The following is a 26,983-nucleotide window of genomic DNA, read 5'->3' as shown; positions in this document are numbered from 1 at the left end:
GAGCGACGGTCTGCGGGACGTAAGCGCCTCACGCCGTGAGGGCCGGGGCGAGTAGGTGGATCGCGGCGGTGACGGCGGCGCGGGGGTTGGCGCGCCAGTCCGGTGTGACCGGGCGTAGCGACGTCGACAGCGGGTAGCGCTCCGCCAGGTCCGGCACCGCCGCCTGGATAGCCGACGCGCGAGCCAGCCAGGCGTCGGTGTCGTCGGTGGACATCCGGTCATAGGCGGCCGTCGTGGCGGCGGTGGCGCGGACCGTCGCGTACAGCATGGTGACCGCGGTGGCCTGACGGTCGGCGGGGACCTGCCACCTGGCCAGGACGCCCAGCAGGCGCTCCAGCCAGTCCTGTTCGTTGGGGCCCTGGCCGGCCTGCGACCAGGGCCGCTCCGTAAGCCACGGATGCGCGAGATAAACCTCGAACAGCGCCGTCGACCAGGCGAGCAGTCCGTCGGCCAGCGACGTCTGCGGGTCCGGCCACTGTGGCATCGCGCTGGCCTGGTCCTGCATCAGGGCGAGGAGATTCTCTTTCGTCCCCACGTACGGGTAGAGGGCCATCGCGGTCCTGTCCAGGCGGGCCGCCACCGCTCGGGTGGAGACCGCGGTGAGCCCTTCGGCGTCCGCTATCGCGATCGCGGTCGCGATGATCTCGTCCAGGTCCAGTTGCGGGGCCGGGCCTCGGCGGGGCGCCGGCAGGGTGGTGCCGCGGTGCCGCCAGAGTCGACGTACGTGATTGTCTATGTCGGCTGTCATAGTCCTTACAGTGTATAGTGTTTTCATGACTACCGCACGCATGCATGACGGCACAACGATCGAGGTGTCGGTCCGGGGCGACGGCCCGGCGGTGTTGCTTCCGGTCGGCACCACCGTGATCGAGGGAGAGGCGGCCGAGCAGGCCCGCGCCTGGGGTGCCGATCCGGCGCTCGGGCACCACCTCGCCGGCGGTCTCGCCGACGCGGGCTTCCGGGTGGTCACCGCCGACTACGAGGGCCACCTGACCGACCACCCCAAGCCGACGACGCTGACCGCCGACGCCGCCGCGGCCGACATGCTGGCCATCGCCGACGCGGCGGGCGCGGACCGCTTCGCCTACTACGGCTACTCCTGGCTGGCGGTTCTCGGCCTGCAGCTCGCCCTGCGCACCGATCGGCTCACGGCGCTCGCCATGGGCGGCTACCCACCGCTGGGCGGCCCCTACGACGCGATGCTCACCGTCACCGCCATCGCCCACCGGATGGCGGTCGCCAACCAGGGCAAGGAGTTCGCGCCGGCCGAGCCCGGCGACTGGGACACGGCCGAGGTGACCCGCCACCCCGACCAGACCGCGCAGTACCTGACCCTCTACCGGTCACTGCGCGACTTCGACGAGCGGGCGGCGCTGGGCCGCCTGACCATCCCGCGACTGGCCTTCGCCGGCGCCGACGACAACATCAGCTACGGGCCCAGGTGGGACGACGCCCACGTCGCTATCGGCGAGCCGCTGGCGCGCCACCGGCGTGAGCTCGAAGGGCTCGGCTGGACCGTCCACGTCGTCCCGCACGGCGACCACATGACCGTCATGCGCGCCGAAACGGTGCTGCCGATCCTGACCCCCTGGCTCACCGACTCCCTCAGCGTCCGCGCCACGGACCAACCCGCGGCCGGGTGACCGCCGCCCGGAAACTCGGGCAGGCGGTCAAGTCCTCGACGGGGCACCGCGCCGCATGGTCGAGCATCTCCCGGGCCGCCTCGAGCGCCCGGATCCGGACGTCCACCGCGTCCCGGTAGGCGCGGAGGTGGCGGACCAAAACGCCCGCGCCGCCCGCGGCGACCTGCTGCTGATCGTCCGCCCTCATCACCGCCGCCACCCGGCCCGACTGACCTGCAGCAGATTTCCGGCGCGGGAGGCCGGCAACGCGAGCCCGCCGCGCGAGGGTTGCGGGCGTGCCGGGACCGCCCAGGCCGAGAGGTGGGTGGGTGTGGGCAGGCCGGCGTGGCTCTGCCCGTGCGGCCGGTGCGTGGAAGGAGGTCGTCGGAGCAAGGAACGACCGCCTGACCTTAAGCTCGTCGGTCAGGCGGTCGTGGGTCGACCACATCAGGGCTTGAGGACCACCTTGATGCAGCCGTCCTCCTTGTTCTTGAAGATCTCGTAGCCGTGCACCGCCTCGTCGAGGGGCAGGCGGTGTGTGGTCAGATCCTCGACGCCCAGCGGGTCGCCCTCGCCCGTCAGGGCCGGCATGATCTCGTCGACCCAGCGGCGTACGTTCGCCTGGCCCATGCGGATCGTGACCGCCTTGTCGAACAGGTCCAGCATCGGGAACGGGTCGGCCTGGCCGCCGTACACGCCGATGATCGACACCGTGCCCGCGCGGCGTACGCAGTCGAAGGCGACCTTCAGCGCCGCCATGCGGTCGATGCCCACCGTTTCCATCGCCTTGCGGGCGACCGGGTCCGGAAGCAGGCCCGCGGCGCGCTGGGCGAACTCCTGCAGCGGCGAGCCCTCCGCCTCCATGCCGACCGCGTCGACCACGCCGTCGGCGCCGCGGCCGCTGGTCAGGTCCATGATCGCGCCGGGTACGTCCTCGACGGACGTCGTGTCGATGATCTCGATGCCGTGGCGCCGGGCCATCTCGATGCGCTCCGGCACGCCCTCGACCGCGATCACGCGCTCGGCGCCCAGGAAGCGGGCCACCCGGGCGGTGATCTGGCCGATCGGGCCCAAGCCGATCACGGCGATGGTCGAGCCGGGCTGGACGTCGGCGTACCGGGCCGCCTGCCACGACGTCGGCAGCACGTCGGACAGGAACAGGAAACGCTCGTCCGGCGGGCCGTCCGGCACCTTGATCGGCCCGTACTGGGCCTGCGGCACCCGCAGGTACTCCGCCTGGCCGCCGGGGACCTGGCCGTACAGCTTGGTGTAGCCGAACAGGGCCGCGCCCTTGCCGTACTCGCGGACCTGGGTCGTCTCGCACTGTGCCTGGAAACCGTGGCCGCACATCCAGCAGTGCCCGCACGAGATGTTGAACGGCACCACCACCCGGTCGCCGGGTTTGATGTGGGTGACCTCGGGGCCGACCTCCTGGACGATGCCCATGGGCTCGTGCCCGAGCACGTCACCCTGGTCGAGGAACGGTCCGAGCACGTCATAGAGGTGCAGGTCCGAGCCGCAGATCGCCGTCGACGTCAGTTTGACGATCGCGTCGGTGGGCTCCTGGATCTTGGGATCGGGTACGGACTCGACGGCGACCTTCGCGGTGCCCTGCCATGTCACAGCCTTCATACGACGCGGGTGCCCGCAACCGGGCGTTCTATGCCCCGGTCGTGGCGATCCGGGCGAGTTGGGGCAGGAGCCACGGCGCGATCACCTGTTGTACGCCTTCCGGCGTGAAATGCAGCCCGTCGCTGCGGACGCGGACGCCACCCACGTCCCAGGTGAACCGGCGGTCCGGGCAGACCACGCCCTGCAGATCGAGCACGGTGGCCTTGCGCGCGGCGGCCGTCGACCGCAGCAGCCGGTTCCAGGCGTCCACCCGGTCCGGCTGGTCCTCCGGCCACAGGCCGCCGTCGGGGCGTTCGGCCCGCCGGGTGTACGGCGCGGTCAGCACCACCACGTGCCCACCGCGCGAGCCGGCGACGTCGATGGCGAGGTTGAGCTCGCGGGACAGGTACGCGTCGAACTCCGGCTCGCCCACGTGCTGGTAACGCCCGTTGAGCTTGCGGTCCATCAGCTCCCAGCGGTCGAGCAGGATCACCGCCACGTCGGGGTCGTCGCTGCCGATGTCGCGTTTCCAGCGCTGGTCCCATTTGTCGCAGCCGGGATAGTTCGGGTGGGGCGAGCCGACGTAGACGATCTCCGGCAACCGGGCGATCCCGCACCCGGGCACGCCCCGCGCGGTCACCTGGAGCTTGTCCTGCTGGGGCAGGTACGTGCCGAGCGACCACGACACCGAGTCGCCCATGAACGCGATCCGCGGCAGCGCCCCGGGCGTGCGGCCCGGCCGCTGGATCGGCGGCGCGGCGGAGGCCGAGGCGGACGGCGCGGGCCGGGTGTCGAGCGCGATCTGCGGCGCCGGCCGGGCCGGCGGCGGCGCCGTCAGCAGCACCGCGACGGCCGCCGTGGCCAGGGCCGCCGACAGCGCCGCCGCGCCGCTGAGCCGGGGCCGGCGCCGGGTCCACCGCGCCCGCCGGATCGGCCGCTCGACCAGCAGATAGGAGGCCACCGAGACGGCGAACACGACCGCGAACCGCAGCCCGAGCAGCGGCAGCCCGCCCACCCCGGTCCGGTCCGCCGTCAGCCAGCCGAAGATCGGCCAGTGCCAGAGGTACAGGCCGTACGAGATCCGCCCGATCCAGACCAGCGGCGCCAGCCCGAGGAGCAGCGCCGTGGGGGAGCGCGGACTGGCCACGGCGTGCGCGATCACCGCGGCCGTGGCCAGCGCGATCAGCGTCAGCCCGCCCCGATAGAGCCACGGGTCGCCGCCGCCCGCGGTGGCCCAGAAGAACGCGGTGATCACCACCCCGCCGAGGGCCAGCGCGCCGAGCACCCGGTGCCGGCCGGGCACGCCACCGACCCGGCCGACGAGCAGCACCGCCAGCCCGCACCCGACCAGCAGCGTCACGGCCCGCGTGTCGGTGCCGAAGTAGTCCCGATCCACGTCGGCGGGGGAGAAGAGCAGCGCCGACGCCACCGCCGAGGCGACCGAGCCGACCAGGCAGATCGCCAGGAGGACCAGCCGCGTACGCCGCCCGCGCGCGAGCACCGCCGCGGCCACGAAGACCAGCGGCCAGATCAGGTAGAACTGCTCCTCGATGCCCAGCGACCAGGTGTGCTGCAGGGGCGATGGCGCGCCGGTCGCCGCGAAGTAGTCGCCGTCGCGAAACATCATCCGCCAGTTGGCGAGATAGGCCACGGCGGCGAGGTAGTCCAGCCGCAGCGCCGGCAGCTCGGTCGGCGGCAGCAGCCAGCGGGACACGACCGCCACGGTGACCAGCACCAGCAGCAGCGCCGGGAGCAGCCGGCGGGCCCGGCGGCCCCAGAAGGCGACCAGGTCGGTCCGGCCGGTCCCGGCGCGTTCCACCAGCAGCAGCGACGTGATCAGGAACCCGGACAGCACGAAGAACGCGTCGACGCCGAGGAAGCCACCGGGCAGCGCCGCGACTCCGCCGTGGAAGAGCAGCACCGCCAGGACGGCGAAGGCCCGGACCCCGTCGAGCGCCGGCTGGTACGGAAGGCGCGCCCCGGACATATCGCCTCAAATCTACCGAGGCGGATGAAGGAACGGCCCGTTATTAACGCTTTCCGCATAGGAACGGCCCGTTCCTAACGCGAAGCGTTAATAACGGGCCGTTCCTTGCGGCGGTCAGCGGCGGGTGCGGACTGCGGTGGCGAGTTCGTCGAGGAGGGTCTCCGTGGTGTCCCAGTCGATGCAGGCGTCGGTGACCGACTGGCCGCGGACCATGGTCGCCCCGCCGAGGTTCTGCCGGCCGGCGACCAGGAAGCTCTCCATCATCACGCCGGCGATGCCGCGCTCGCCGGCCGCCAGCCGGGCCGCGATGTCGCGTACGACGCCGGGCTGGCGGTGGTGGTCCTTGCCGCTGTTGCCGTGGCTCGCGTCGATCATCAGCCGTTCCGGCAGCCCGGCCGCCGCCAGCTTGGCGAGGGCGTCGGAGACGTGCGCCGCCGAGTAGTTCGGGCCGGCCGAGCCGCCGCGCAGCATCAGGTGGCAGTCGGGGTTGCCGGTCGTGGTGACCAGGGCCGCCACCCCGTCGAGGTTGATGCCCATGAACACGTGGCTGGCCGCCGCCGCCCCGAGCCCGTCGACCGCGTCGCCGATCTCGCCCGAGGTGGAGTTCTTGATCCCGATCGGCATCGAGAGGCCGCTGCACAGCTGCCGATGCGTCTGGCTGGCCGCGGTCCGGGCGCCGATCGAGCCCCAGCTGACGATGTCGGCGATGAACTGCGGGGTGATCGGGTCGAGGAACTCGCAGCCGACGGGCAGGCCGAGCGCGGAGACGTCGAGCAGCAGCTGGCGGGCCAGCCGCAGGCCGCGGTTGACGTCGAAGCCGCCGGACAGCCCGGGGTCGTTGATCAGACCCTTCCAACCCACGGTCGTACGCGGCTTCTCGAAGTAGGTGCGCATCACGATCCGCAGGTCGCCGGAGAGCCGGGCGGAGACGGCGGCGAGGCGCCGCGCGTAGTCGAGGGCGGCGTCCGGGTCGTGGATCGAGCACGGCCCGACGATCACCAGCAGGCGGTCGTCGCGGCCGTCGAGGACGTCGACGACCTCGGCCCGGCCGCGGCTGACCACGTCGGCGACCTCGGGGGTGACCGGGAACTCGTGGCGGAGCAGCGCGGGGGAGATCAGCGGGCTCATCCGGGCGATGCGGGCATCGTCGAGCGCCGCGGCGGTGACAGACATGGCGTCCTCTCGTGGGCGAGCCGCCCCCGGACGCGAGCGCCGAGCCGGCTCAGGAATCCGGCTCGGGGTGAAGGTCAGCGCAGCGGAACGCCCGCCGACCCGTTCCGGGCCGGAGGTGTAAACCGATACCAGCGCTGCACGGGCGCAACCCTAGCAGGCCGGCCGGCCGGGCGGCGGCCCGGAGTGCCCGGGCCGCCGCGAAGCGTCATCGCCGCCAGAGCCGCACGTAGTCGAACCGCGCCGTGGCCTGCGGGTTGTCGCCGCCGTGGCTGACCAGGCCGATCCGCGGCGTGACCCCGGCCGGGAAGGTCCACACGCCGCCCCAGGTCCAGTGCCGGCCGTCGAGGCTGGTGGCGGCCCGGTACTCGTGCTCCCCGGTCGCGTCGACCCGGTGGGCCAGGCGCAGCCACGTGGTGTCGGCCGGCGGCGTCTCGACCATGCCGCCGTAGGAGAGCCGGCCGGCGTACGGGAGCTCCCGCCCGTACTCGATCTGCCGGGTGTTCCAGATCGCGACGTGGCTGAGCCGGGCGAAGTCGTCGTCGCCGGCGTAGACGACGAGGCCGGCCTGCTGGTAGTTGCGCACCGTGTCGACCCCGAGATCGATGGTCAGCTTGGTCTCGACCACGTAGTCGCCGGCCGGGGCGTCCCGCAGCAGCACGCCCGCGTCGTTGACGGTGCCGACCAGGTCGGCGGCCTGGGTCGGCCAGCGCAGCGCGCCGCCGGTGACCACCGCGTCGGGGTCGAGCCGCACCCAGCTCCAGGCGGGGTCGAGGCCGGCCGTGAAGTCGTCCGACCAGACGGGCTTCCTGACCTTGTCGGCCCAGCGCCACGACTCGTCGCGCGCGCCCGGGTCGGAGGCCCACTCGCCGCCGCGGACGGTCGGCCAGCCGCCGTGCCAGTCGAGGCGGTCGATCAGCATCGGGCGCCGGTTGATCCCGTAGGGCTCGTCGAGATAGGGCACGTCGCGGTCGATGGCGTGGTAGACGAACCAGTCGCGGCCGCGCTCGTCGGTGACCACGGCGTTGTGGCCGGTGCCGATCCAGCGGTTGCCGTTGGGCTGGATCACCGGCGTGCCGCCGACCCGCGAGTCGAGCAGGGACGCGCCGGAACGGTCGACGAACGGCCCGGTGGGCGACTTGGAACGGCCGGCGAACACGCTGTAGCCGGTGGTCGGGCCCGCGCAGCAGTTGGCGGCCGAGCCGAACAGGTAGTACCAGCCACCGCGCCGGACCACGTACGCGCCCTCGTAGCGGTTGTCGATCGTGACCTGGGTCGCGGCGCCGGTGACGCGCAGCCCGTCGGACGACAGCGGCACGGTCCAGATGCCACCGAAGTACGAGCCGTAGTAGAGCCAGCGTTGCCCGGAAGCGTCCACCAGCCCGGCCGGGTCGAAGGTCCACAGGAAGCCGCCGCCGGGCGCCGGTCGCGGGCCGACCAGCGGGGCGCCGGAGTCGGTCCACGGTCCGGTCGGGCCCGGCGCGGTGGCCACGCCGATCGCGGAGTCGTCGCCGGCGTTGAGCGTCGTGTCGGTGACGGTGTAGTAGAGCAGCCAGGTGTCGCCGGCGCGGCGGATGTCGGGGGCCCACAGGCCGGCGGTCGGCGTGGCCCAGGCCGGCCGGTTGGCGGCGATGAACGCGTCACCCACATAAGACCAGCGGGCCAGGTCGGGGGAGCGCAGGATCGGCAGCAGGTGCGGCGTGCCCTCGCCGGAGCGGAGGGGGTCGCTGGTGCCGTACGCGTACCAGTAGCCGTCGTCCCCGCGGATCACGGCGGGGTCGGCGAACGTGTCGGCGACACCGGCGGTGACCGGGTTGCGCGGTGTCGGTTGTGGAGCGGCGGAAGCCGGGGCCGGAGCCGCGACGGTCACCAGCGTGAGGCCGGCGAGCACGGCGAGCAGTCGACGCATCCATCGTTCTTACAACGTTGCATTCATCGTTGTAAGGACGAGCGGGCCAGGTGGTTGGACGGGCGGCGGCCGGGTACGCAGCCCTGGATCACCGACGAAGGGAGCCGTCCCGTGCCCGTCCAACCAACGATCAAGAACCGGCGCACCTCGACCGTCGCGGCGGGGGAGAGCAAGGGCGCCTGGCGGTCGATCCTGGAGCAGGGGTCGCACCTGCTGCAGACGAGCGCACCGATGTCAGGTTTCGACGTCTATGTCGTGGGTTTCCACTGCGCCAAGGGTGAGCCGGACTTCCAGATGGAGGCGCACCACTTCTGCCGGGTGGTCAACGACGACGTGCTGCAGTGCGTGCTCTTCGACGGCAACACCAAGGACGCCAACCTGATCGGCGTGGAATACATCATCTCCGGGCGGCTCTTCGACACGGTTCCCGAGGAGGAGCGCGGCTACTGGCATCCGCACAACTTCGAGGTGCTCTCCGGCGAGCTCGTCGCGCCCGGCCTGCCCGCGGCCGCCGAGAAGGCGCTGATGAAGCAGCTGATGAACTCGTACGGCAAGACCTGGCACACCTGGCACACGCACAGCACGGCCGGGCACGAGGGCATGCCGCTGCCGTTCGGCGACCCGAAGCTCATGTGGTCGTTCAACCGGGACGGCGAGGCCGACGAGGCGATCAAGCAGGACCGCAACACGGCGATGAACGTCGACCCGGAGAAGAAGCGGGCCGAGCGGCAGTCGCTCCTGGAGCTGGCCCGGCCGCAGTGGGGCGTCGACGACATGAAGGACGACTTCACCGGCACCACGCCGGTGCCGGGAGTCGTCGACATCCGCGCCGCGCAGGGCTAAGGCAGCGGCTGCGGGCCGTCCGTCGGGCCGCGGACGACCGGCTTGCCGTCGGTCCAGACCACCTCGTCCAGCCAGAGCTGGCGGCCCGGGTCGACCGCGCCCTCCTGGCCGGTGGGCCAGGCGTGGTAGATCAGCCAGGTGCGGCCGTCCTTCTCGACCATCGAGGCGTGGCCGGGCCCGGACGCGCCGCCGGCCGAGCGCAGGATCGGGTTCTCCGGCGCCTTGCGGCACGGGCCGGCGGGCGAGTCACAGACCGCGTAACCCTCCGCATAGGACGGTTTGTCATAGGCGTTGGCGGCGTAGAACAGGAACAGCCCTTCGGGCCGGCGCCACAGGAACGGGCCCTCGACGAGGGTGCCCTCCCACGCCTCGGTCTGCTTGATCAGCTGGACCGGCTCGCCCGCCAACGAGACACCGGACGCCGCGAGCGGCGCCGACCAGATCCAGGTGTCCTGGCCGATCGCGTTGCCGTCGTTCTTCCACAGCAGGTGCAGCGTGCCGTCCGTGTCCCGGAACGGGCTCGCGTCGATCGACCCGCCCTGGTCGGCCTGGCAGACCAGCGGATCGGCCGCGTCGTCGACGAACGGACCCGCCGGCGAGGACGCCACGGCCCGCCCGATGCACTGCCGACCCGTCGCCGCCGACGCGGCCGTGTAGTAGAGCACGTAACGGTCCGCCGCGACCGCCAGCACCTCCGGCGCCCAGGTCTTCCCGGCCGCGGCCCAGGAACCCAGCTCCGGCAACGCGTCCCCGGCCGGCGTCCAGGTCACGAGATCCGGGGACGTCAGCACGGGGACGTTCGCCTCGGGGGTGTTGGTGTGGAACAGGTACCAGGTCTCGCCGACCCGGATCGCCTGCGGGTCCGGCGCGTCCGACGCGTACACCGGGTTGGTGAACGTGTCGGGCGGCGGCTCCGCCGGGGAGGAACCGCCGCAACCACCCAGCGCGGCCGCCGCCACCACTGCCACCACGACCCTCCGGATCATCCCTTGAGTCCGCTGCGGGACACGCCTTCGATGATGTGCCGTTGCGCGATCACGAACAGGATGATCGCCGGCACGCTGGCCAGCACGGCGCCGGCCATCACGACCGGGAAGTCGGTCTGGTAGGCGCCCTGGAGCAGGCCGAGGCCGGCCGGCAGGGTCAGCTGGTCGCCGCTGAACAGCACGAAGATGGGCCACAGGAAGTCGTTCCAGTTGGTCAGGAACGCCAGCACCGCCAGTGTGGCCAGGGCCGGCTTCGACAGCGGCAGCACGACCCGCGTGAAGATCTGCCAGGTGTTGGCGCCGTCCAGCGTGGCCGCCTCCTCGAGCTCGCGGGGCAGCGACAGGAAGAACTGCCGCAGGAAGAACACCCCGAACGCGCTGGCCGCGCCCGGCACCACGATCACCGTCAGGGTGTCGAGCCAGTTGAGCGTGTCGACGATCAGGAAGTTCGGGATGATCTGCGTGGCCGGCGGCACGAACAGGGTGGCCACGATCAGCGCGAACACCAGGCCGCGCCCGCGGAACCGCATCCGGGCCAGGGCGTACGCCGCCATCGAGGCGGTGACCAGCACCAGCGCGGCCTGCAGCACCGCGGCCAGCAGGCTGTTGAAGAACCAGCGCAGCACCGGGTTCTGCGAGCCGGCCTGCAGGAGCTGCTTGTAGCCGTACGTGACGAACGGGTCGGGCAGCCAGGTCGGTGGGATCTGCTGCGCGTCCGGGTACGACTTGAGCGAGGTGAGCAGCATCCAGATCAGCGGGACCGCGAATACGGCGGTCAGCGCGACGAGGATGGCGTATAGCCCGATCCGGCGGAGCGCCATCAGTCCTCCCGGTACCGGAAGATGCGGAAGTTGGCGATGCTGACCACGACCAGCATCAGGGTCAGGGTGACGCTCATCGCCGCGGCCCGCCCGGCGTCGTTCTGCGCGATGCCGCGCTCGACGATGTACCAGACCACGCTGCGCGTCGAGTTGCCCGGCGCTCCCTGCGTGATCAGGTAGGACTGCCCGAACATGTTGGCCGACGCGAGGATCGTGGTGGTCACCACGAACAGCAGCACGGGCCGGAGCCCGGGCAGGGTCACGTTGCGGAACCGCTGCCAGGCGGTCGCCCCGTCGACCTTCGCCGCCTCGTAGAGCTCCGCCGGGATGTCCTGCAGCCCCGCCAGGTAGATGACGGCGTTGAAGCCGGCGGTCCACCAGACCGTGACGCCGACCAGCGAGATCCAGGCCCACGGCAGGTCGGTCACCCAGGCCGTGGCGTCCGGCAGCCCGACGACCCCGAGCAGACGGTTGACCAGGCCGAGGTTGGCGTCGAGCAGGAACCGCCACAGCAGGCCGATGACCGCGACGCCCAGCACGTACGGCGCGAAGAACACCGCCCGGAAGAACGTCCGGCCCGGGAACGCCCGGTTGAGCAGCACCGCGAGGCCGAGCGGGAGCACCACCAGCAGCGGCACGGACAGCACGACGAAGATGCCGGTCGCGCTGACGCTCTCCCACCAGTCGCTGTAGACCACCGAGCCGCTGGTGAACAGATCCTTGTAGTTGTCGAGACCGACGAAGGGCTTGTTCGGCAGCTGGAAGTCCCACTGGTGCAGGCTGAGCCAGATCCCGAGGAGCACCGGCAACAGCGCGAACACCGCGAACAGCAGCAGGTACGGGGCGAGGAAGAGGTACGGCGTCGCGGTTCCGCGACGCCGCACCGCCGACTTGGGCGAAGCCAAGGTCAGGCCCCGTACTTCTTGGCGTTGTCCGCGAGCAGCTGGTTGGCCTTCGCGACGCCGTCGTCCATCGCCTTCTTCGGGTCCTTCTTGCCGAGCACCGCCTCGTTGAACGCGGTGTAGAACAGGGTGATCGCGTCACCGACGCCCGGCAGGGCCGGCGGGAACGCGGCGTAGTCGAGCTCGGGCGCGAGCTTGCCGACCTCGGTCAGCGCCTGGAAGCCGCTGCCCTCGCGGACGGCCTTGCGCGCGGGCACCTGGCCGCCGGCCGCCCAGTCCAGCGAGTGCTCGCTGAGCCAGTTGATGAACACCTTGGCCGCGGCGATCTTGTTGGCGTCGGCGCCGCGCTTCTGCTGCACGATCGTGAAGTTGTGCGAGTTGGCCCAGGCGGCTGGCTTCGAGCCGATCTGCGGCAGCGGCGCGACGCCCCACTTGACCTCGGGGCTCTTCTTGAGGTCGTTGATCTGCCAGATGCCGTTCCAGTTGAACGCGCTCTTGCCCGCCTTGAACGCGACGTAGTCGGCGTCCTGGCCCACGTTGGCCGGCGAGTGCCCGTTCTTGACCAGGTCGACGCACCAGGTGACCGCCTCGACGGCCTCCGGCGAGTTGAACACGGCCTGGGTGGTGTCCTGGTTGAACAGGGAGCCGCCGAACTGGTGCACCAGCGAGTAGCCCGCCATGCCGCCGGTGAACTGGAACGGGCTCATCCAGAAGCCCTGGATGTTCTTGGCCTTGAGCGCGGTCAGCGCCGCCTCGAACTCCTGCCGGTTGGTCGGCGGCTTGTTCGGGTCGAGGCCGGCCTGCTCCATCAGGTCGGTGCGGTAGTAGAAGCCGAGCGGGTGCATGTCCAGCGGAATGCCGTACCGCTTGCCCTTGTAGATGCCGCCCTGCCACACGGTGGGCGCGAAGTCGGCCTCGGTCAGGCTCAGCGCGGACGCCACGTCGTCGAGCGGCTGGATGATCTGCCGCGCGGCGAACGTCGCGAGCTGGTCCATGTGCATGACCGCGATGTCCGGGCCGTTGCCGGAGGAGACCGCGCCGGGCAGCTTGGCGTAGTAGTCCTCCCACCGGTAGGTGGCCACGCCCATCTTGATGTTCTGGTGCTCGGTGTTGAACTGGTCGACGAGCTTCTTGAAGATGTCGCCGTCACCGCCGGTGAAGCCGTTCCACAGGTTGAGGTCGACCTTGGGGCCGGAGTACGTCTTGCCGCCGTCGCCCGAGGCGGCGGTCGAGTCGTCGTCACCGCTGCCGCAACCGGCGATGGTCAGGGCGGCGGCCGTGCCGAGCCCGACACCCAGGCCGAGCACACGCCGTCGGGAGATCAGGTTGTCCATGGGTCGCTCCTCGGATCTATCGGGATGGGGGTGAATAGCGCAGGAGGTTCCAGGAGGCGGCGGGCAGGACTACCCGCGAAACGCCGCTCTCAACATCAGGTCGGCCCAGCTCGCGAGGGGTGACCCGGGCGGGCGCGTCCGCTGAGTTGACCGCGTCCGGGTCCGCGCCCGCGTCGAGGGTGACGTGGGCGAGACCGGCGATGCCGGGCAGCGCCCGCAGGCCGATTTCGACGACCAGGTCCTCGTCGCCGCGGTTGACGGCGAAGACGGACAGCGCGCCCGTCTCCTCGTCGTGGACGGCGGTGGTGGACAGGGACTCCACCGCGCCGTAGCGGGCGGTCTCGTGCACCGGCGAGACGGGTTCGGTGCGCAGGACGGTGCCCACCGCGTGCCGGGCGGTCAGCGCGAACGGGTGGAAGATGCTCTGCCGCCAGGCCGGGCCGCCGTTGGTGGTGCGGATCGGGCCGATCACGTTGGCGAGCTGGGCCTGGCAGGCGACGCCCACCCGGTCAGCGTGGCGCAGCAGGGTGACCAGCAGGTCGCCGACCACCACGGCGTCGACGGCGGTGAAGTCGTCCTCGATCAGGGCGGGCGCCTCGACCCAGCCGCGCCGGTCCAGGTCGGCCTGCAGGCGCGACTGGTACCAGACGTTCCACTCGTCGAACGAGACCTTCAGCTTGCGGGTGTGCCGCCGCTTGGCCGCCACGTGGTCGGCGGTGGCGACCACCTCGGTGATGAACGCGTCCATGTCGACCGCCGAGGCGAGGATGCTGGCCCGGTCGCCGTCGGACGGGTCGTAGTAGGTGTGCGCCGAGATGTAGTCGACCTGCTCGTAGGCGTGCTCGAGGACGGTCGCCTCCCACTGGCCGAACGTCGGCATGCCGCGGTTGGAGCTGCCGCAGGCGACCAGGCTGATCGACGGGTCGACCAGCTTCATCGCCTTGCCGGTCTCGGCGGCCAGCCGGCCGTACTCGTCGGCCGTCTTGTGCCCGACCTGCCACGGCCCGTCGAGCTCGTTGCCGAGACACCAGAGCTTCACGTCGTACGGCTCGGCGGCGCCGTTCTTGCGCCGCAGGTCCGACAGCTCGGTGCCGCCGGGGTGGTTCGTGTATTCCAGGACGTCGAGCGCCTCCTGGACACCCCGGGTGCCGAGGTTGACCGCCATCATCGGCTCGACACCGGCCGCCTTGGCCCAGGTCATGAACTCGTCGAGGCCGAACTGGTTGGTCTCCACCGTCTTCCAGGCGAGATCGAGCCGGCGCGGTCGGTCACCGGCCGGCCCGATCCCGTCTTCCCAGCGGTAGCCGGAGACGAAGTTGCCGCCCGGATAGCGCACCACGCTCACCCCGAGCTCCCGGACCAGGTCGAGCACGTCACCGCGCAGGCCCAACGGGTCGGCGGTGGGGTGGCCGGGCTCGTAGATGCCGCCGTAGACGCAGCGGCCCATGTGCTCGACGAACGAGCCGAAGAGCCGCCGATCGGCGGCGCCGACCCGGAACGCGGGGTCGACGGTAAGCGAAGCGGTGCGCAATCTCTCAGCCTTTCGGGTGACGTGCAGCCTTTCTACAACGTTGCATACAACGTTGTAAAGCGTAGGTATGCTGTCGTCCTCTGACCGTGATGGAGGTGGGCGTGCGCAACCGGCTCAAGGACGTCGCGGAGCGCGCGGGCGTCTCGGTCAAGACCGTGTCCAACGTGGTCAACGGCTACGCGCACGTCCGGCCGGAGACCCGGGCCCGGGTCGAGGCGGTCATCGCCGAGCTCAACTACCGGCCCAACCTGACGGCCCGCAGCCTGCGCACCGGCCGCACCGGCGTCATCGCGCTGGCCGTGCCCGAGCTCGACATCCCCTACTTCGCCGAGCTGGTCCGGCACGTGGTCGACGCCGCCGCCGCGCACGACTGGACCGTCCTGATCGACCAGACCGGCGGATCACCCGACCGTGAGCGGATCGTCGCCGACGGCATCCGCGACCAGCTCATCGACGGCCTCATCTTCAGCCCGCTGGCGCTCACCGGCGCCGAGCTCGCCCGGCGCGCCGACACCCGCCCGATGGTGCTGCTCGGCGAGCGCGACGACCACGGGCCGGCCGACCACGTCGCGGTCGACAACGTGGCCGCCGCCCGCGAGATCACCGCGCACCTGATCGCGTCGGGCCGGCGGCGGATCGCGGCCATCGGCGCGCAGCGGGCCACCTCCGGCGCCAGCGCGCGGATGCGGCTGACCGGCTACAAGGAGGCCCTCGCGGCGGCGAGGATCCGGTTCGACCCCCGCCGGGTGGCGGCCGCGGCCAACTGGCACCGGGCCGACGGCGCCGCCGCGGTGCGCAAGCTGCTCGACTCCGGCGTACGCCCGGACGCGCTCTTCTGCTTCAACGACACGCTGGCGCTCGGCGCGATGCGCGCCCTGCACGAGCGCGGCCTGCGGGTGCCCGACGACGTCGCGGTGGTCGGGTTCGACGACATCGAGGACGGCCGGTTCTCGACGCCGACGCTGACCACGGTCGCGCCGGACAAGGAGGAGATCGCCCGGCTCGCCGTCGAGCTCCTGGCCAAGCGGCTGGCCCCCGGCGCCGACGGCGCGCCGGCCGAGCTGACCGCCGGACACCGGCTGGAACTGCGGGAGAGTGCCTGAAACGCCCGCCTAAGGGGCGTACATCTGATTTGTCCGTTTAGGACGTACTCTCTTCCCCGAACGAGCGACCTTCGGGGAAGGAATGAACATGATGAGGTCCGCCACCGACGCCCGCGACGTCGTCGTCACGGGCATGGGCTTCTGCCTGCCGGGCATCGGCCGCGCGACGATCACCACGGACGACGTCTGGGAGATCGTCTCGACGGGTAAGACCGCGATCACCTCGCGCGACGACGGCGTCTTCTACGGCTCCGTCGACCTGCCGGCGGAGAAGTTCGCCGAGTACTTCCCGGAGATCCCGGGCATCTTCGCCGCGCACTTCACCGACACCCACCGCTTCGGGCTCATGTCCTTCCTGGAGGCCTGCACCGACGCCAAGCTCGACGTGCGGGCCGGCGCGCTCACCAACGCCGGCATCCTGGTGGGCCGCGGCGGCGTCGACACCAACATCGCCGGCTACCTCAAGGTGCTCAACACCGAGATCGGCGACCTGAACATCCTCGAGGCGACCTCGCTGTTCATCGAGAGCTCGATCGCGGTCACCTCGTCGGACGTCGCGCTGGCCCAGTCGGCCTTCGCGCGGACGACCGGCCCCTGCTACACCGCCAACGCCGGCTGCTCCTCGTCGTCCGTGCAGATCAACAACGCCCGGCTGCTGATCAACAGCGGCGCCTCGGACGTCATCGCCGTGACCGGCGTCGACAACTTCTACTACCCCCTGCTCAAGAAGGTCTTCGACCTCGTCAAGATGGTCCAGGACCAGGACGCCGACAGCCGTCCGACCAACGCGCTGCCCGACGAGCCGATCGAGTTCGACCGCCTGATGCGCCCTTACGACCGGCGCCAGGGCTGCGTCAACTACGGCGAGGGCTCGGTCACGCTGATCCTGGAGAGCCGCGAGCACGCGGAGCGGCGCGGCGCGGCGATCTACGGCCAGGTGCTCAACCAGGCCGTGACCCGCGACGGGCTGCCGCACCCGCTGGCCAGCGACCAGACCGGCGCCGGCCTGGTCGCCGCGGTCCGGCAGGCGCTGGGCGACCGGCCGATCGAGTCCGTCGGCTACGTGCACGGCGGCAGCGACGGCGGCATGGCGGTGCAGGAGGCCGAGGCGATCCGGACGCTGTTCGGCGACCGCGCCGGCGACCTGCTGATGACCTCGCAGGAGGGCTGCTTCGGCCACAACGGCGCGCCGACCGGCGCCCTCGGTGTCGCGCTGACCCTGCTGATGATGCGCAACCGCGCGGTCTGCCCGACCGCCAACTGCGTGGAGCCGCTGGACTTCCTGCCGTTCAACCCGCTGCCCGGCCACGAGACCGCGCCGCTGGCCTTCGACCACGCCCTGAGCTTCACCTACCAGCTGGGCGGCGTGCAGAGCGCGATCCTGCTCGGCAGCCCCGACGCCCTCTGAATCCGAAAGGTTCTGCATCAGTGGAACACGAGCACATCGCGATCGTCGGGATCGGCTGCCGGTTGCCCGGCGACGTCGACTCGCCGGCCGCCCTGTGGCGACTCCTCGCCGATGGCCGCGACGCCGTCGGTCCCTTTCCGGCGGGTCGCCCCGCCCTCGGCGCCGGCACGCCGGGCGAGGGCGGCTGGCTGACCGACGTCGCCGGCTTCGACGCGGACTTCTTCGGCGTCTCCCGGCGCGAGGCCGACGTGCTCGACCCGCAGCACCGGCTGATGCTCGAGGTCGTGTGGGAGGCGTTCGAACACGCCGGCCTCCCACCGGACCGGTTGGCCGGCGAGCCGACCGGCGTCTTCCTCGGGCTCAGCTACGACGACTACATGGCCCGCCTCGCCGGGGCGCCGGAGGAGCTGGCCGGCGGCATCCTCACCAACGGGCACTGCGTGGCGGCCGGGCGGATCTCGTACCTCCTCGGTCTGCACGGCCCGGCCGTCAGTGTCGACACCGCCTGCTCGTCGGGCCTGGTCGCGGTGCACCAGGCCGCCCAGGCGCTGCGCGACCGGGAGTGCGACGTCGCGGTGGCCGGCGCCGTCAACCTGATCGTCGACGAGCGCACGACCCGGGAGTTCACCCGGTTCGGGATGCTCTCGCCGACGGGGCGCTGCCGGGCGTTCGACACGCACGCCGACGGCTTCGTCCGTTCCGAGGGCGCGGGCGCGGTCGTGCTCAAGCGGCTCGGCGACGCGCTGCGCGACGGCGACCGGATCCTCGCCGTCGTCCGCGGCTCCGCGGTCAACCAGGACGGGAAGTCCGACGGACTGAGCGCGCCGTCGGCGGAGGCGCAGGAGGCGTGCTACCGCGCGGCGCTGGTGCGCGCCGGCCTCGACGCCAGCCAGGTCGGCTACGTCGAGGCGCACGGCACCGGCACCCGGCTCGGCGACCCGACGGAGCTGACCAGCCTGACCCGGGTGTACGGGGGCCAGGGCCGGGCCGTCGCCGTCGGCTCGATCAAGACGAACCTCGGCCACCTCGAGCCGGCCGCCGGCATCGCCGGACTGATCAAGACCGTGCTCGCCCTCGACTCGGGCCTGATCCCGGGCAACCTGCACTACACCGGCTGGACCCCGGGAACCGACCCGTCGGCCGCCGGGCTGTTCGTGCCGACCGGCACCACCCGCTGGCCGGACGGCGCCGCGGTGCGCCGGGCGGCGGTGTCGTCGTTCGGCTTCTCGGGCACCAACGCGCACGTCGTGCTGGAGGAGGCGCCGAACCTGCCGGCCGCCGGCGCGACGGCCGCCCGGTCCACCGGCGACCCCGAGGTCGTCGTCATCCCGGCCGGCTCGCGCGAGGCGTTGCCGGCGGCGGCCACCCGGGTCGCCGACTGGCTCGACGGCGACGGGCGGGACGTGCCGCTGCGCGACGTCGCACACACCTTCGCGCTGCGCCGGGGCGCCGGGCGGGGGCGGCTCGGCGTGGTCGCCGCCGACACCGAGGAGCTGTCGGACCGGCTCCGGGCGTACGCCGCCGGCCGGATCGATCCGCTCGTGGTCGAGGGATCCGTGCAGACCGGCGTCACCCGCGGCGCGGTCTGGGTCTTCTCCGGGCAGGGTTCCCAGTGGGCCGGCATGGGTCGCGAGCTGCTGGCCACCGAGCCGGCGTTCGCGGCCAGCCTGACCCGCACCGACGCGCTGATCTCGTCCGAGGCGGGCTTCTCCGTGCTCGACGTCGTCCGCTCGGGCCAGCCGGTCTCGGGCTGCGGGTTCGTGCAGCCGGTGCTGTTCGCGGTGCAGATCGCCCTCGCGGACCTGTGGCGGTCCTACGGCGTGACCCCGGCCGGCGTGCTCGGCCACTCGATGGGCGAGGTGGCCGCCGCCGTCGTCGCCGGCGCCCTGTCGCTGGCCGACGGCGTCGCGGTGATCTGCCGCCGCTCGGCGCTGCTGGAGCGGATCGCCGGCGCCGGCGCCATGGCCAGCGTGGGCCTGGGCCGGTCCCAGGTCGAGGCCGACATCGCGGCGGCCGGCGCGGGCGACGTCGTCTCCGTCGCCGTGGTCGCCGCCCCGTCCAGCACGGTGATCGCCGGCGACGACGAGTGGGTGCGCCTGCTGGTCGACGCCTGGGACGCCGAGGGCGTGCCGGCGCGGCTGGTCGCGGTCGACGTGGCGTCCCACTCGCCGCAGGTCGACCCGCTGCTGTCGGACCTCGAGGCCGTGCTCAAGGACCTGCGCCCGCGCGAGCCCGCCGTGCGCTTCTACTCCACCGTGCTGGACCCGCGTTCGGAGGTGCCGGCGTTCGACGCCGACTACTGGTGCCGCAACCTGCGCCAGCCGGTGCGGTTCGCGGCCGCCGTGGAGGCCGCCGCCGCGGACCGGCACCAGGTGTTCCTCGAGGTGGCGCCGCACCCGGTGGTGGCCGGCGCGATCCGCGAGAGCGTGAGCGCCGAGTCCGTGGTGCTGGGCACGCTGCGCCGTGACGAGCCGGAGCTGGTGACGTTCCGGACCGGATTGGCCGCCCTGCACTGCGCGGGCGTGCCGGTCGCCTGGTCCGTGCTCTACGGCGACGCGGAGCTGGCCGACCCGCCGACGCTGACCTACGACCGGCGGCGGCACTGGGTCGACGTCGCGCCGGTCTCCGCCTCGGTGGCGCCGGCCGGCCTGCCCGGCGCGCACGCCGAGGTGGCCGGTGATCCCGTGCGGCACACCTGGGTCGGCGACGCCGGGCTGCTGGCGCTGCCGTTCCTGGCCGACCACCAGGTGCACGACGAGCCGGTGCTGCCGGGCGCGGCGTACCACGCGCTGGCGCTGAGCGCGGCCTGCGCCGTGTTCGCGGCGCCGGCCGACGAGGTGGTGGTCGAGGACCTGTCGTTCCGCGAGCTGCTCCGGCTCGGGGACCACACCGAGGTGAGCACCACGGTGACGATGGTCGCGGCCGACCGGGCGGAATGCGAGATCTTCGCGCGGGACGCCGACGGTGCCTGGGTGTCGCACGCCCGGGCGGTGCTGCGGTCGGGCCGGTCCACTTCGGACCTTCCGGTGGTCACCTGCGACGTGCCGGGTGACGCCGCGGCCCTCTACGCCGCGATGCGGTCGCGCGGGATCCTCCACGGGCCGGCGTTCGCGGGGCTGAGCGGGCTCGCCCGCTCCGCCGACGGCACGCAGGCCCAGGCGCGGGTGACGCCGCCGGGGCCGCCGCCCGGTGCGCTCGCCGCGCATCCGGTGCTGCTGGACCTGTGCGCCCAGGCGCTGGTGGCCACCGTGCTCGACGCGCCGGGGCAGGGTCTGGTGCTGCCGGTCGGGATCGCGCGGGTCGCGGTGACCGGTGACCTGTCGCTGGCCGCGTTCGTCGAGGCCCGGCTGGTCGCGTCGGACGCCGCCGAGTTCGCCGGGGACGTGGTGCTGCGCGACGGCGGGGGTGCGCCCCTAATGACCGTCAGCGGGCTGCGGTGCGTGCGGCAGCGGGTGCCCGGCGCCGAGGCGCTGCCCGGATCGTGGCTGCTGGAGCCGCGGTGGGTGCCGGCGCCGCCGGTGTCGACCGCCCGGGCCGTCGGGCGGGTCCTGCTGGTCGGCGAGGGCGGCGGGGTGGTGGCGCCGGTCGCGGCCGCGCTGCGCGCCCGCGGCGTCGCGGTCGACGTGCTGGACGTGCCGCCGGCCGAGCCGGTGACCGGGCTGCTCGGCGGCGTGCTGCCGGGCGTGGTCGCGCTGGTTTGCGGTGGTGTCGCGGGCGGCGGCGACGTCGCCCTCGACCGGACCCGGCGGGTGGTGGCCGTGGCGCAGGCGCTCTGTGCCGAGGCGTCGCCGCCCCGGCTGGTGCTGGCGACCGGCGGCGCGCTCGACGAGGCGGCGCTGCGCGGCGTGGTCCGGGTGCTCGCGATCGAGCACCCCGAGTTGCGGGCGACCGTGGTCGAGTCCTCGGACGCCGACCTGCTCGCCGACGAGCTGCTCGGTGACGGCGTCGACGACGAGGTGCGGCACCGGGCGGGGGAGCGGTCGGTGGCCCGGCTGGCGTACGCGCCGGCGCCCGACTCGTCCACCGTGGACGTCCGCTGCGGCGTCGACGGGTTCCGGCTCCGTGCGAACCGGCTGGGCGACCTGTCGGAGCTGGCGTTGGCGGCGGTCCACCGGCGTCGGCCCGGCCCCGGCGAGGTCGAGATCCGGGTGACCGCGGCCGGCGTGAACTTCCGCGACGTGCTCACCGTGCTGGGCCTGCTGCCCGGCGACGGCCACGACGTGCGCTACCGGATCGGCTTCGAGTGCGCCGGCGTGGTCAGCGCCGTCGGCTCCGGCGTGTCGCTCGAGGTCGGCGAGACCGTGCTGGCCGTGGACCTGCGCGGCGGCGCGTTCGGCTCGTTCCTCACCGCGCCGGCCACGGCGGTGGCCCGGATGCCGCGCGGGCTCGATCCGGTGGTCGCCGCGGGCCAGCTCACCGGCTACCTCACGGCCTGGTACGCGCTGCGGCACGTCGCCGGCCTCCGGTCCGGCGAGCGGGTGCTCATCCACAGTGGAACCGGCGGCACCGGGCTCGCGGCGATCGCGGTCGCCCGCAAGCTCGGCGCCTCCGTGCTGGCCACGGCCGGCACGGAGGAGAAGCGGGCCCGGCTCCGCGAGCTGGGCATCGCGACCGTCATGGACTCCCGGTCGCTGGACTTCGCGGCCGAGACCCGGGCGGCCACGGGCGGCGAGGGCGTCGACGTGGTGCTCAACTCGCTGGCCGGGCCGGCGATCCGGGCCGGGCTGTCCACGCTGCGGCCGTTCGGGCGGTTCGTGGAGCTCGGCGTGCGGGACATCCTCGCGGACCGGGCGGTCGGGCTGGCGCCGCTGCGGCACAACATCACGTTCGCCACTGTCGACCTGATCGAGCTGCAGCAGCGGCGGCCGGACGTGTTCGCGACCGTGCTGCGGGAGGTGCTCGGCGGGCTCGCGGACGGGTCGCTGCCGCCGCTGCCCGTGCGGTCCTACCCGTTGACCTCGGCGACCGAGGCGTTCCGGACCATGGCGGCGGCGGCGCACCACGGGAAGCTGGTGCTGACCGTCCCGGGGTCGGGTCTGCTGAAGGCCGCCCGGCCCGAGGGGCCGCCGGTGCGCTCCGACGGGTCGTACGTCATCACCGGTGGCCTGACGGGTGTCGGGTTGGCGGCGGCGTCGTGGCTGGCGTCGCGGGGCGCGGGGCATCTGGTCCTGAACGGGCGGCGGGCGCCGTCGGCCGCCGCCGCGGAGGCGATCGCGGCTCTGCGGGCCGGTGGCACGCGGGTCACCGTGGTGCGCGGCGACGTCGCGTCCCCGGAGACGGCCGAGGCGCTGGTGGCCGCCGCGACGGCGTACCAGCGGCCGTTGTGCGGGGTGCTGCACGCGGCCATGGTGCTCGCCGACGCGGCGCTGCTGACCGTGGCCGACGACCAGTTCGAGACGGTGTGGCGGCCCAAGGTGCAGGGCGCCCGCGCGCTGCACGCGGCGGTGGCCGGGCACAAGCTGGACTGGTTCGTGGTGTTCTCGTCGATGGCGTCGCTGATCGGCAACGCGGGCCAGACCGTCTACGCGGCGGCCAACTCGTGGCTCGACGGGTTCGCGGAATGGCGGTCGGCGCAGGGGCTGCCGACGCTGGCCGTCAACTGGGGTCCGTGGGGCGAGACGGGCGCGGCGACGGACTTCGCGGCGCGCGGCTACACCACGATCGGGACGGCCGACGGTTTCGCGGCACTGTCCACATTGCTGGCTCACGAACGGGTGCGCACCGGCGTGATCCCCGGGGCCCCGTCGTCGTGGGTGCCGGCACCGTCGTCGCCGTTCTTCGCGGACCTGGTGGCCGACACGTCCCCGGCGGCCGCGGCGCCGGCTGCCGCGACGGTCGACGTCCGGGCCGACCTCGCGGCGACGCCGGCGGGGCTGGCCCGGCGGACGGCCCTGGAGTCCTACGTCGGCGGCCACGTCCGGGCGGTGATGCGGCTGGGCGACAGCGCGCTGGACCCGCAGACCCCGTTGCGGGCGCTCGGCTTCGACTCGCTGCTGGCGATGGAGCTGCGGGCCCGCCTCGAGGCCGGTCTCGGCGTCAAGCTGGCCGGCAACTTCGTGTGGCAGCACCCGACCCTGGCCGCGCTGGCCGAGGGCCTGGCCGGCCACATGGACCTGTCCCTGGAGTCCGACGGCTGAGGTCGGGGTCCACCAGATCCGTCGCGGCCGGGGCAACGAAGCCCCGGCCGCGACGTTTTATTGATGTTGCCCGGAAGCGGCCTCGGGCATACCGTTGACCCGAGACGTTCCAGGAGGGATCCCGAGATGACGAGGCTGACCACAGCGGCGCGGCACTGTCGGTGCGCCGTCGCGGGTGTGCCCTCGGTCGGGCGACCCGCCTTCCAACAGCTACGCCTCGCGGGGCGACGGTTGAGCTGAGCGCGGACCGCGCGCTCGCGCCGCCCTCCCGCACCCGGGACTGGGCGGCGTTTCTGTTTCTCCCTCCTGGCCTGATCGCGTCGCTGGTGCGGCGGCTGGTCCGCAAAACCAGATCCCGGCAACGGGCATGCGAGGGTTCGATTCCCCGTCAGGCCTCTCGTCTACAAAGGAGTGTCACGATGAGCTACACGCTGCTGCCGGGCACGCGGGCGCCGGTCCGGGTGTGGACCGACCCGGCGACGATCGAGGACCAGGCCGCCCAGCAGCTCCGCAACATCGGCGCCCTGCCGTGGGTCGAGGGTGTGGCGGTGATGCCGGACGTGCACTACGGCATGGGCGCGACGGTCGGTTCGGTGATCGCGATGCGGCAGGCCCTCGCGCCGGCCGCGGTCGGTGTGGACATCGGCTGCGGCATGTCGGCGGTGCGGACCAGCCTCACCGAGGCCGACCTGCCCGACGACCTCGGCAAGCTCCGCCGGGCCATCGAGTCCGCCATCCCGGTCGGCTTCAACGCCCACGACGAGCCGGTCAACCCGCACCGGATCCACGGCCTGCCGACCGCCGGCTGGAAGGAGTTCTGGGCGCGGTTCGGCTCGCTGACCGCGGGGGTCTCCGCCCTGGAGACCCGGGCCGGCCGGCAGCTGGGGACGCTGGGCGGCGGCAACCACTTCATCGAGGTCTGCGTCGAGCAGGGCGGCCCGGACGCCGGGCGGGTCTGGCTGATGCTGCACTCGGGCTCGCGCAACATCGGCAAGGAGCTGGCGGAGCGACACATCGCGGTCGCCCGCAAGCTGCCGCACAACGCCGGCCTGCCCGACCGCGACCTCGCGGTGTTCGTCGCCGGCACGCCGGAGATGGACGCGTACCGCCGGGACCTGACCTGGGCGCAGCAGTACGCGGCCCGCAACCGGGCCGTGATGCTGGGGCTGCTCAGCCGGGTGCTGCGCGAGGCGGTGCCGCACGTCCGCTACGACGAGCCGATCTCGTGCCACCACAACTACGTGGCCGAGGAGACCTACGACGGAGTCGACCTGCTCGTCACCCGCAAGGGCGCGATCCGGGCGGGGCGCGGGGAACTGGGCATCATCCCGGGCTCGATGGGCACGGGCTCCTACATCGTCCGCGGCCTCGGCAACGCGGACGCCTACCAGTCGGCCTCGCACGGCGCCGGCCGCCGGATGTCGCGCACCAAGGCCCGCAAGACCTTCACGGTCACGGACCTCGCGGAGCAGACGGCGGGCGTCGAGTGCCGCAAGGACGGCGGGGTCGTCGACGAGATCCCCGGCGCCTACAAGGACCTCGACACGGTCATCGCCGAACAGGCCGACCTGGTCGAGGTCGTGGCCCACCTCAAGCAGGTGGTCTGCGTCAAGGGCTAGGGGGCCTGCGGCCGCGGTTGCTGGGCTCAACCGCGGCCGTCCGGCTCGGGCTTTCGGCTTCGCCCCTCGGGACTCACCACCCGCTAGAAGTGGGGGTCGAGACCTGATCCCCAGTCGTAAGTGCCGTCAGCGGGGACCAAGATGTCGCACTCGATATCCCGAATTGAACCGGTGGTGAGATTGGTGAGCCTGGTATATAGAATGTAGTAGCCCTGACTGCCAGGACCGAAATTTATCGGGCCGAGGTCAGAATGCCAACGATACTTGGCGTTGCCTTCCAGTTTTCCCAGCCAGTTGTAGCAGGTTTTACCCGGCATTGGACGCACGTCGGGCTTGACCCAGTGGAAGAAGCCGTAAACCCCGGGATCCAGCCAGATTTCGCGCTCGAAGCTCGAAACTGGATAGTAAATGGTGGGGTTGGCGATCAAATACTGATTTTTCAGGTTCAACGCCGTGGCGGCCTCTGCGTGTGCGGCCGTACCGGTCGACATTATCATCCCGAAAATCGCCGCTGCCGAAATAGCGCTCTTGACACGTAACCGCATTCATCAGCCCTTCCTCATGGCAGTCAGGTATTCCGCACCCTATCGCCGGCTGCACTCATTTCGGCTTCACCGTGGCAACTGGTGCGTGTCCCATCACCCGGGCCGCAGGTCCGCCGGCCGTTCGATCTTTGAATCTACAGTCGCATGGCGCGGGTTCGGTGCTGGTCAATCGCATGAAACCGCAACGAAGTCGACGTCGCCCATACTGGCGGGCACGCATCGGCAGGCCCGACGTCTCAGGGCGTGCCCAATTCTCACGTAGGCGGTTACTTTGGCGAGAAAGTTGATTTCTGGTGTGTCGCTGTCGGCTCTTGTGTTCGTCGCGAGCGTGGTCGCCATTTCGACGCAGGCGGCCGCGACTCCCGCCGCGGTGGCGCAACAGACGATGGCCAGACAACTCGTCGGCCTCCAGCAGCTGCGGGACATCGTAGACGGGCAGTCAGACCGTTATGCCGGGCTCTCGACGGACGGTGCCGGTCGAGTCACCATCCACCTGCTGAACAGCCGCTCCGCCACGGCGGCCGCCGATACGGCGAAACTCCAGCAGACGGCCACATCCGCCGGAATCAAGGTGTCGGTCGACTACCAGAAGCACAGCCTGCGGGAGCTCAACCAGGTCAACGTCTCGATCCCCGTCGAGGGACCGTTTGCGGCCACTGACTCGGGGCTCACCCGTTGGGGGATCAATCCGGACACCAACTCCGTCGAGGTGGGCGTCGCGGAGGTCACTCCCGAACTGCTCGCCAAGGCCAGGGAGGCCTACGGCGACAAGGTCACGGTGACCAGGAGATCGCGGTCCATCGACCTGGTCGGCCGCCGAACCGACACTCCGCCGTACTACGGCGGCGACATGCTCGATGTCGGGGCTCCCGTCGGGCGCTGTTCGTCGGGGTTCACGCTGACCAACGCCTCCGGCGTACGATACGCAATTACCGCGGGTCATTGCGCGCCGGTCGGCAGGCGCGTCGAGACCAACAACGCCAGCTACTTCGGGACCGTCCAGTTCCAGAGGCTCGGCGGCGGCAACCTCGACAACGCACTCATCGGCGGAGCACGCTATAGCGGACGGATCTGGGTCGGCGGGCCGGCGACCACCACATCGCTCCCTGTTCGTTCGGCACAGAACTCGTGCACGAATTGCCTTGTCAGTTTCGACGGCTCGTTCACCGGTGAGTCATTGATGAAGGTCGTCCGCGGACCCTACTGCGAGACCATGGCGGGGGGCGACTACTCCTGCGGCTTGTGGGAAGCGGTTCACCAGGGTAGTTACATCGGGTGTCAAGGTGGCGACAGCGGCGGGCCCGTCTTTGCCCGCGACGGCCGGGGTGGCGTGATCGCCGTCGGCATCATCAAGGCTGGATACAGTTTCACGGATTGTATCTATACGTCGATCCCGGATATCTTGCGTTACTGGCAGGCCACTATCACCACCGGCTGATCAGGCCGCTGCGCCGT

The 26,983-nt window shown here is 72.0% G+C and carries 19 protein-coding genes and 1 tRNA gene; 8 read left to right on the top strand and 12 right to left on the bottom strand.

The genetic code is table 11. The features are described from left to right. Positions 1–28: 28 nt before the first annotated feature. Positions 29–748: a TetR/AcrR family transcriptional regulator C-terminal domain-containing protein gene (locus O7635_RS30740; protein ID WP_278083988.1), complete on the bottom strand. Its 720-nt coding sequence runs from the start codon at positions 746–748 to the stop codon at positions 29–31. Between the two features lie 25 nt (positions 749–773). On the opposite strand from O7635_RS30740, the gene O7635_RS30735 reads away from it, so the two are divergent. Further along, positions 774–1,643, top strand: a complete 870-nt coding sequence (locus tag O7635_RS30735; RefSeq protein ID WP_278083987.1) for an alpha/beta fold hydrolase — start codon at positions 774–776, stop codon at positions 1,641–1,643. Here O7635_RS30735 and O7635_RS30730 read toward each other — a convergent pair. The 5 genes from O7635_RS30730 to O7635_RS30710 all read right to left on the bottom strand — a co-directional run bounded on the left by O7635_RS30730 (position 1,606) and on the right by O7635_RS30710 (position 8,299). Further along, a complete protein-coding gene (locus tag O7635_RS30730; RefSeq protein WP_278083986.1) occupies positions 1,606–1,830 on the bottom strand; it encodes a hypothetical protein in 225 nt (74 codons plus the stop codon). The genes O7635_RS30735 and O7635_RS30730 overlap by 38 nt on opposite strands. 239 nt (positions 1,831–2,069) lie before the next feature. After that, positions 2,070–3,254, bottom strand: a complete 1,185-nt coding sequence (locus O7635_RS30725) for a zinc-dependent alcohol dehydrogenase (protein ID WP_278083985.1) — start codon at positions 3,252–3,254, stop codon at positions 2,070–2,072. A gap of 28 nt (positions 3,255–3,282) precedes the next feature. Next, complete coding sequence (locus O7635_RS30720; RefSeq protein WP_278083984.1) at positions 3,283–5,220, bottom strand: acyltransferase family protein; 1,938 nt, start codon at positions 5,218–5,220, stop codon at positions 3,283–3,285. Between the two features lie 114 nt (positions 5,221–5,334). Then, on the bottom strand, positions 5,335–6,393 hold the full coding sequence (locus tag O7635_RS30715) for a 3-deoxy-7-phosphoheptulonate synthase (RefSeq protein ID WP_278083983.1): 1,059 nt from the start codon (positions 6,391–6,393) through the stop codon (positions 5,335–5,337). A 205-nt stretch (positions 6,394–6,598) separates the two neighbouring features. Beyond that, positions 6,599–8,299, bottom strand: a complete 1,701-nt coding sequence (locus O7635_RS30710) for a family 43 glycosylhydrolase (RefSeq protein ID WP_278083982.1) — start codon at positions 8,297–8,299, stop codon at positions 6,599–6,601. Positions 8,300–8,410: 111 nt separating this feature from the next. Between O7635_RS30710 and O7635_RS30705 the strand changes: the two genes are divergently transcribed. Beyond that, on the top strand, positions 8,411–9,142 hold the full coding sequence (locus tag O7635_RS30705) for an OBAP family protein (protein ID WP_278083981.1): 732 nt from the start codon (positions 8,411–8,413) through the stop codon (positions 9,140–9,142). Here O7635_RS30705 and O7635_RS30700 read toward each other — a convergent pair. The 5 genes from O7635_RS30700 to O7635_RS30680 are packed head-to-tail and all read right to left on the bottom strand — an operon-like array spanning position 9,139 to position 14,716. Continuing rightward, the gene (locus O7635_RS30700) at positions 9,139–10,128 is read right to left on the bottom strand and encodes a glycoside hydrolase family 43 protein (RefSeq protein ID WP_278083980.1); all 990 of its coding nucleotides are present in this window, start codon (positions 10,126–10,128) and stop codon (positions 9,139–9,141) included. The two genes, O7635_RS30705 and O7635_RS30700, sit on opposite strands and share 4 nt — an antisense overlap. Further along, on the bottom strand, positions 10,125–10,949 hold the full coding sequence (locus O7635_RS30695) for a carbohydrate ABC transporter permease (RefSeq protein ID WP_278083979.1): 825 nt from the start codon (positions 10,947–10,949) through the stop codon (positions 10,125–10,127). The genes O7635_RS30700 and O7635_RS30695 overlap by 4 nt, the downstream gene beginning before the upstream one ends. Next, on the bottom strand, positions 10,949–11,833 hold the full coding sequence (locus tag O7635_RS30690) for a sugar ABC transporter permease (RefSeq protein ID WP_278083978.1): 885 nt from the start codon (positions 11,831–11,833) through the stop codon (positions 10,949–10,951). Before O7635_RS30690 ends, O7635_RS30695 begins: the two co-directional genes overlap by 1 nt. A gap of 23 nt (positions 11,834–11,856) precedes the next feature. Next, positions 11,857–13,185 carry an ABC transporter substrate-binding protein gene (locus O7635_RS30685; RefSeq protein ID WP_278083977.1) on the bottom strand — a complete coding sequence of 443 codons (1,329 nt, stop codon included), beginning with the start codon at positions 13,183–13,185 and terminating at the stop codon, positions 11,857–11,859. A gap of 16 nt (positions 13,186–13,201) precedes the next feature. Next, entirely contained in the window at positions 13,202–14,716 is a 1,515-nt protein-coding gene (locus O7635_RS30680) for an alpha-N-arabinofuranosidase (protein ID WP_278083976.1), read from the bottom strand. A 101-nt stretch (positions 14,717–14,817) separates the two neighbouring features. Between O7635_RS30680 and O7635_RS30675 the strand changes: the two genes are divergently transcribed. The 5 genes from O7635_RS30675 to O7635_RS30655 all read left to right on the top strand — a co-directional run bounded on the left by O7635_RS30675 (position 14,818) and on the right by O7635_RS30655 (position 24,983). Next, positions 14,818–15,819, top strand: coding sequence for a LacI family DNA-binding transcriptional regulator (locus O7635_RS30675; RefSeq protein WP_278083975.1), 1,002 nt, complete (start codon positions 14,818–14,820; stop codon positions 15,817–15,819). Between the two features lie 88 nt (positions 15,820–15,907). After that, positions 15,908–17,227: a beta-ketoacyl synthase N-terminal-like domain-containing protein gene (locus O7635_RS30670; protein ID WP_278083974.1), complete on the top strand. Its 1,320-nt coding sequence runs from the start codon at positions 15,908–15,910 to the stop codon at positions 17,225–17,227. Positions 17,228–17,247: 20 nt separating this feature from the next. Beyond that, positions 17,248–23,364 carry a type I polyketide synthase gene (locus O7635_RS30665; protein WP_278083973.1) on the top strand — a complete coding sequence of 2,039 codons (6,117 nt, stop codon included), beginning with the start codon at positions 17,248–17,250 and terminating at the stop codon, positions 23,362–23,364. A 308-nt stretch (positions 23,365–23,672) separates the two neighbouring features. Next, positions 23,673–23,760: transfer RNA gene (locus tag O7635_RS30660), tRNA-Cys, on the top strand. A 23-nt stretch (positions 23,761–23,783) separates the two neighbouring features. Further along, positions 23,784–24,983 (top strand): RtcB family protein, encoded by a 1,200-nt coding sequence (locus tag O7635_RS30655; protein ID WP_278083972.1) that lies wholly within the window; start codon positions 23,784–23,786, stop codon positions 24,981–24,983. A gap of 83 nt (positions 24,984–25,066) precedes the next feature. Here the strand turns inward: O7635_RS30655 and O7635_RS30650 are convergent, their stop codons facing one another. After that, positions 25,067–25,528 carry a hypothetical protein gene (locus O7635_RS30650; RefSeq protein WP_278083971.1) on the bottom strand — a complete coding sequence of 154 codons (462 nt, stop codon included), beginning with the start codon at positions 25,526–25,528 and terminating at the stop codon, positions 25,067–25,069. A 271-nt stretch (positions 25,529–25,799) separates the two neighbouring features. Between O7635_RS30650 and O7635_RS30645 the strand changes: the two genes are divergently transcribed. Beyond that, a complete protein-coding gene (locus tag O7635_RS30645; RefSeq protein WP_278083970.1) occupies positions 25,800–26,966 on the top strand; it encodes a hypothetical protein in 1,167 nt (388 codons plus the stop codon). The last annotated feature ends 17 nt before the right edge of the window (positions 26,967–26,983 follow it).

The organism is Asanoa sp. WMMD1127, assembly GCF_029626225.1.
Lineage (GTDB): Bacteria > Actinomycetota > Actinomycetes > Mycobacteriales > Micromonosporaceae > Asanoa.
The sequence above is the reverse complement of the archived record's forward strand: the minus strand, read 5'-3'. Positions and strand labels throughout refer to the sequence as shown.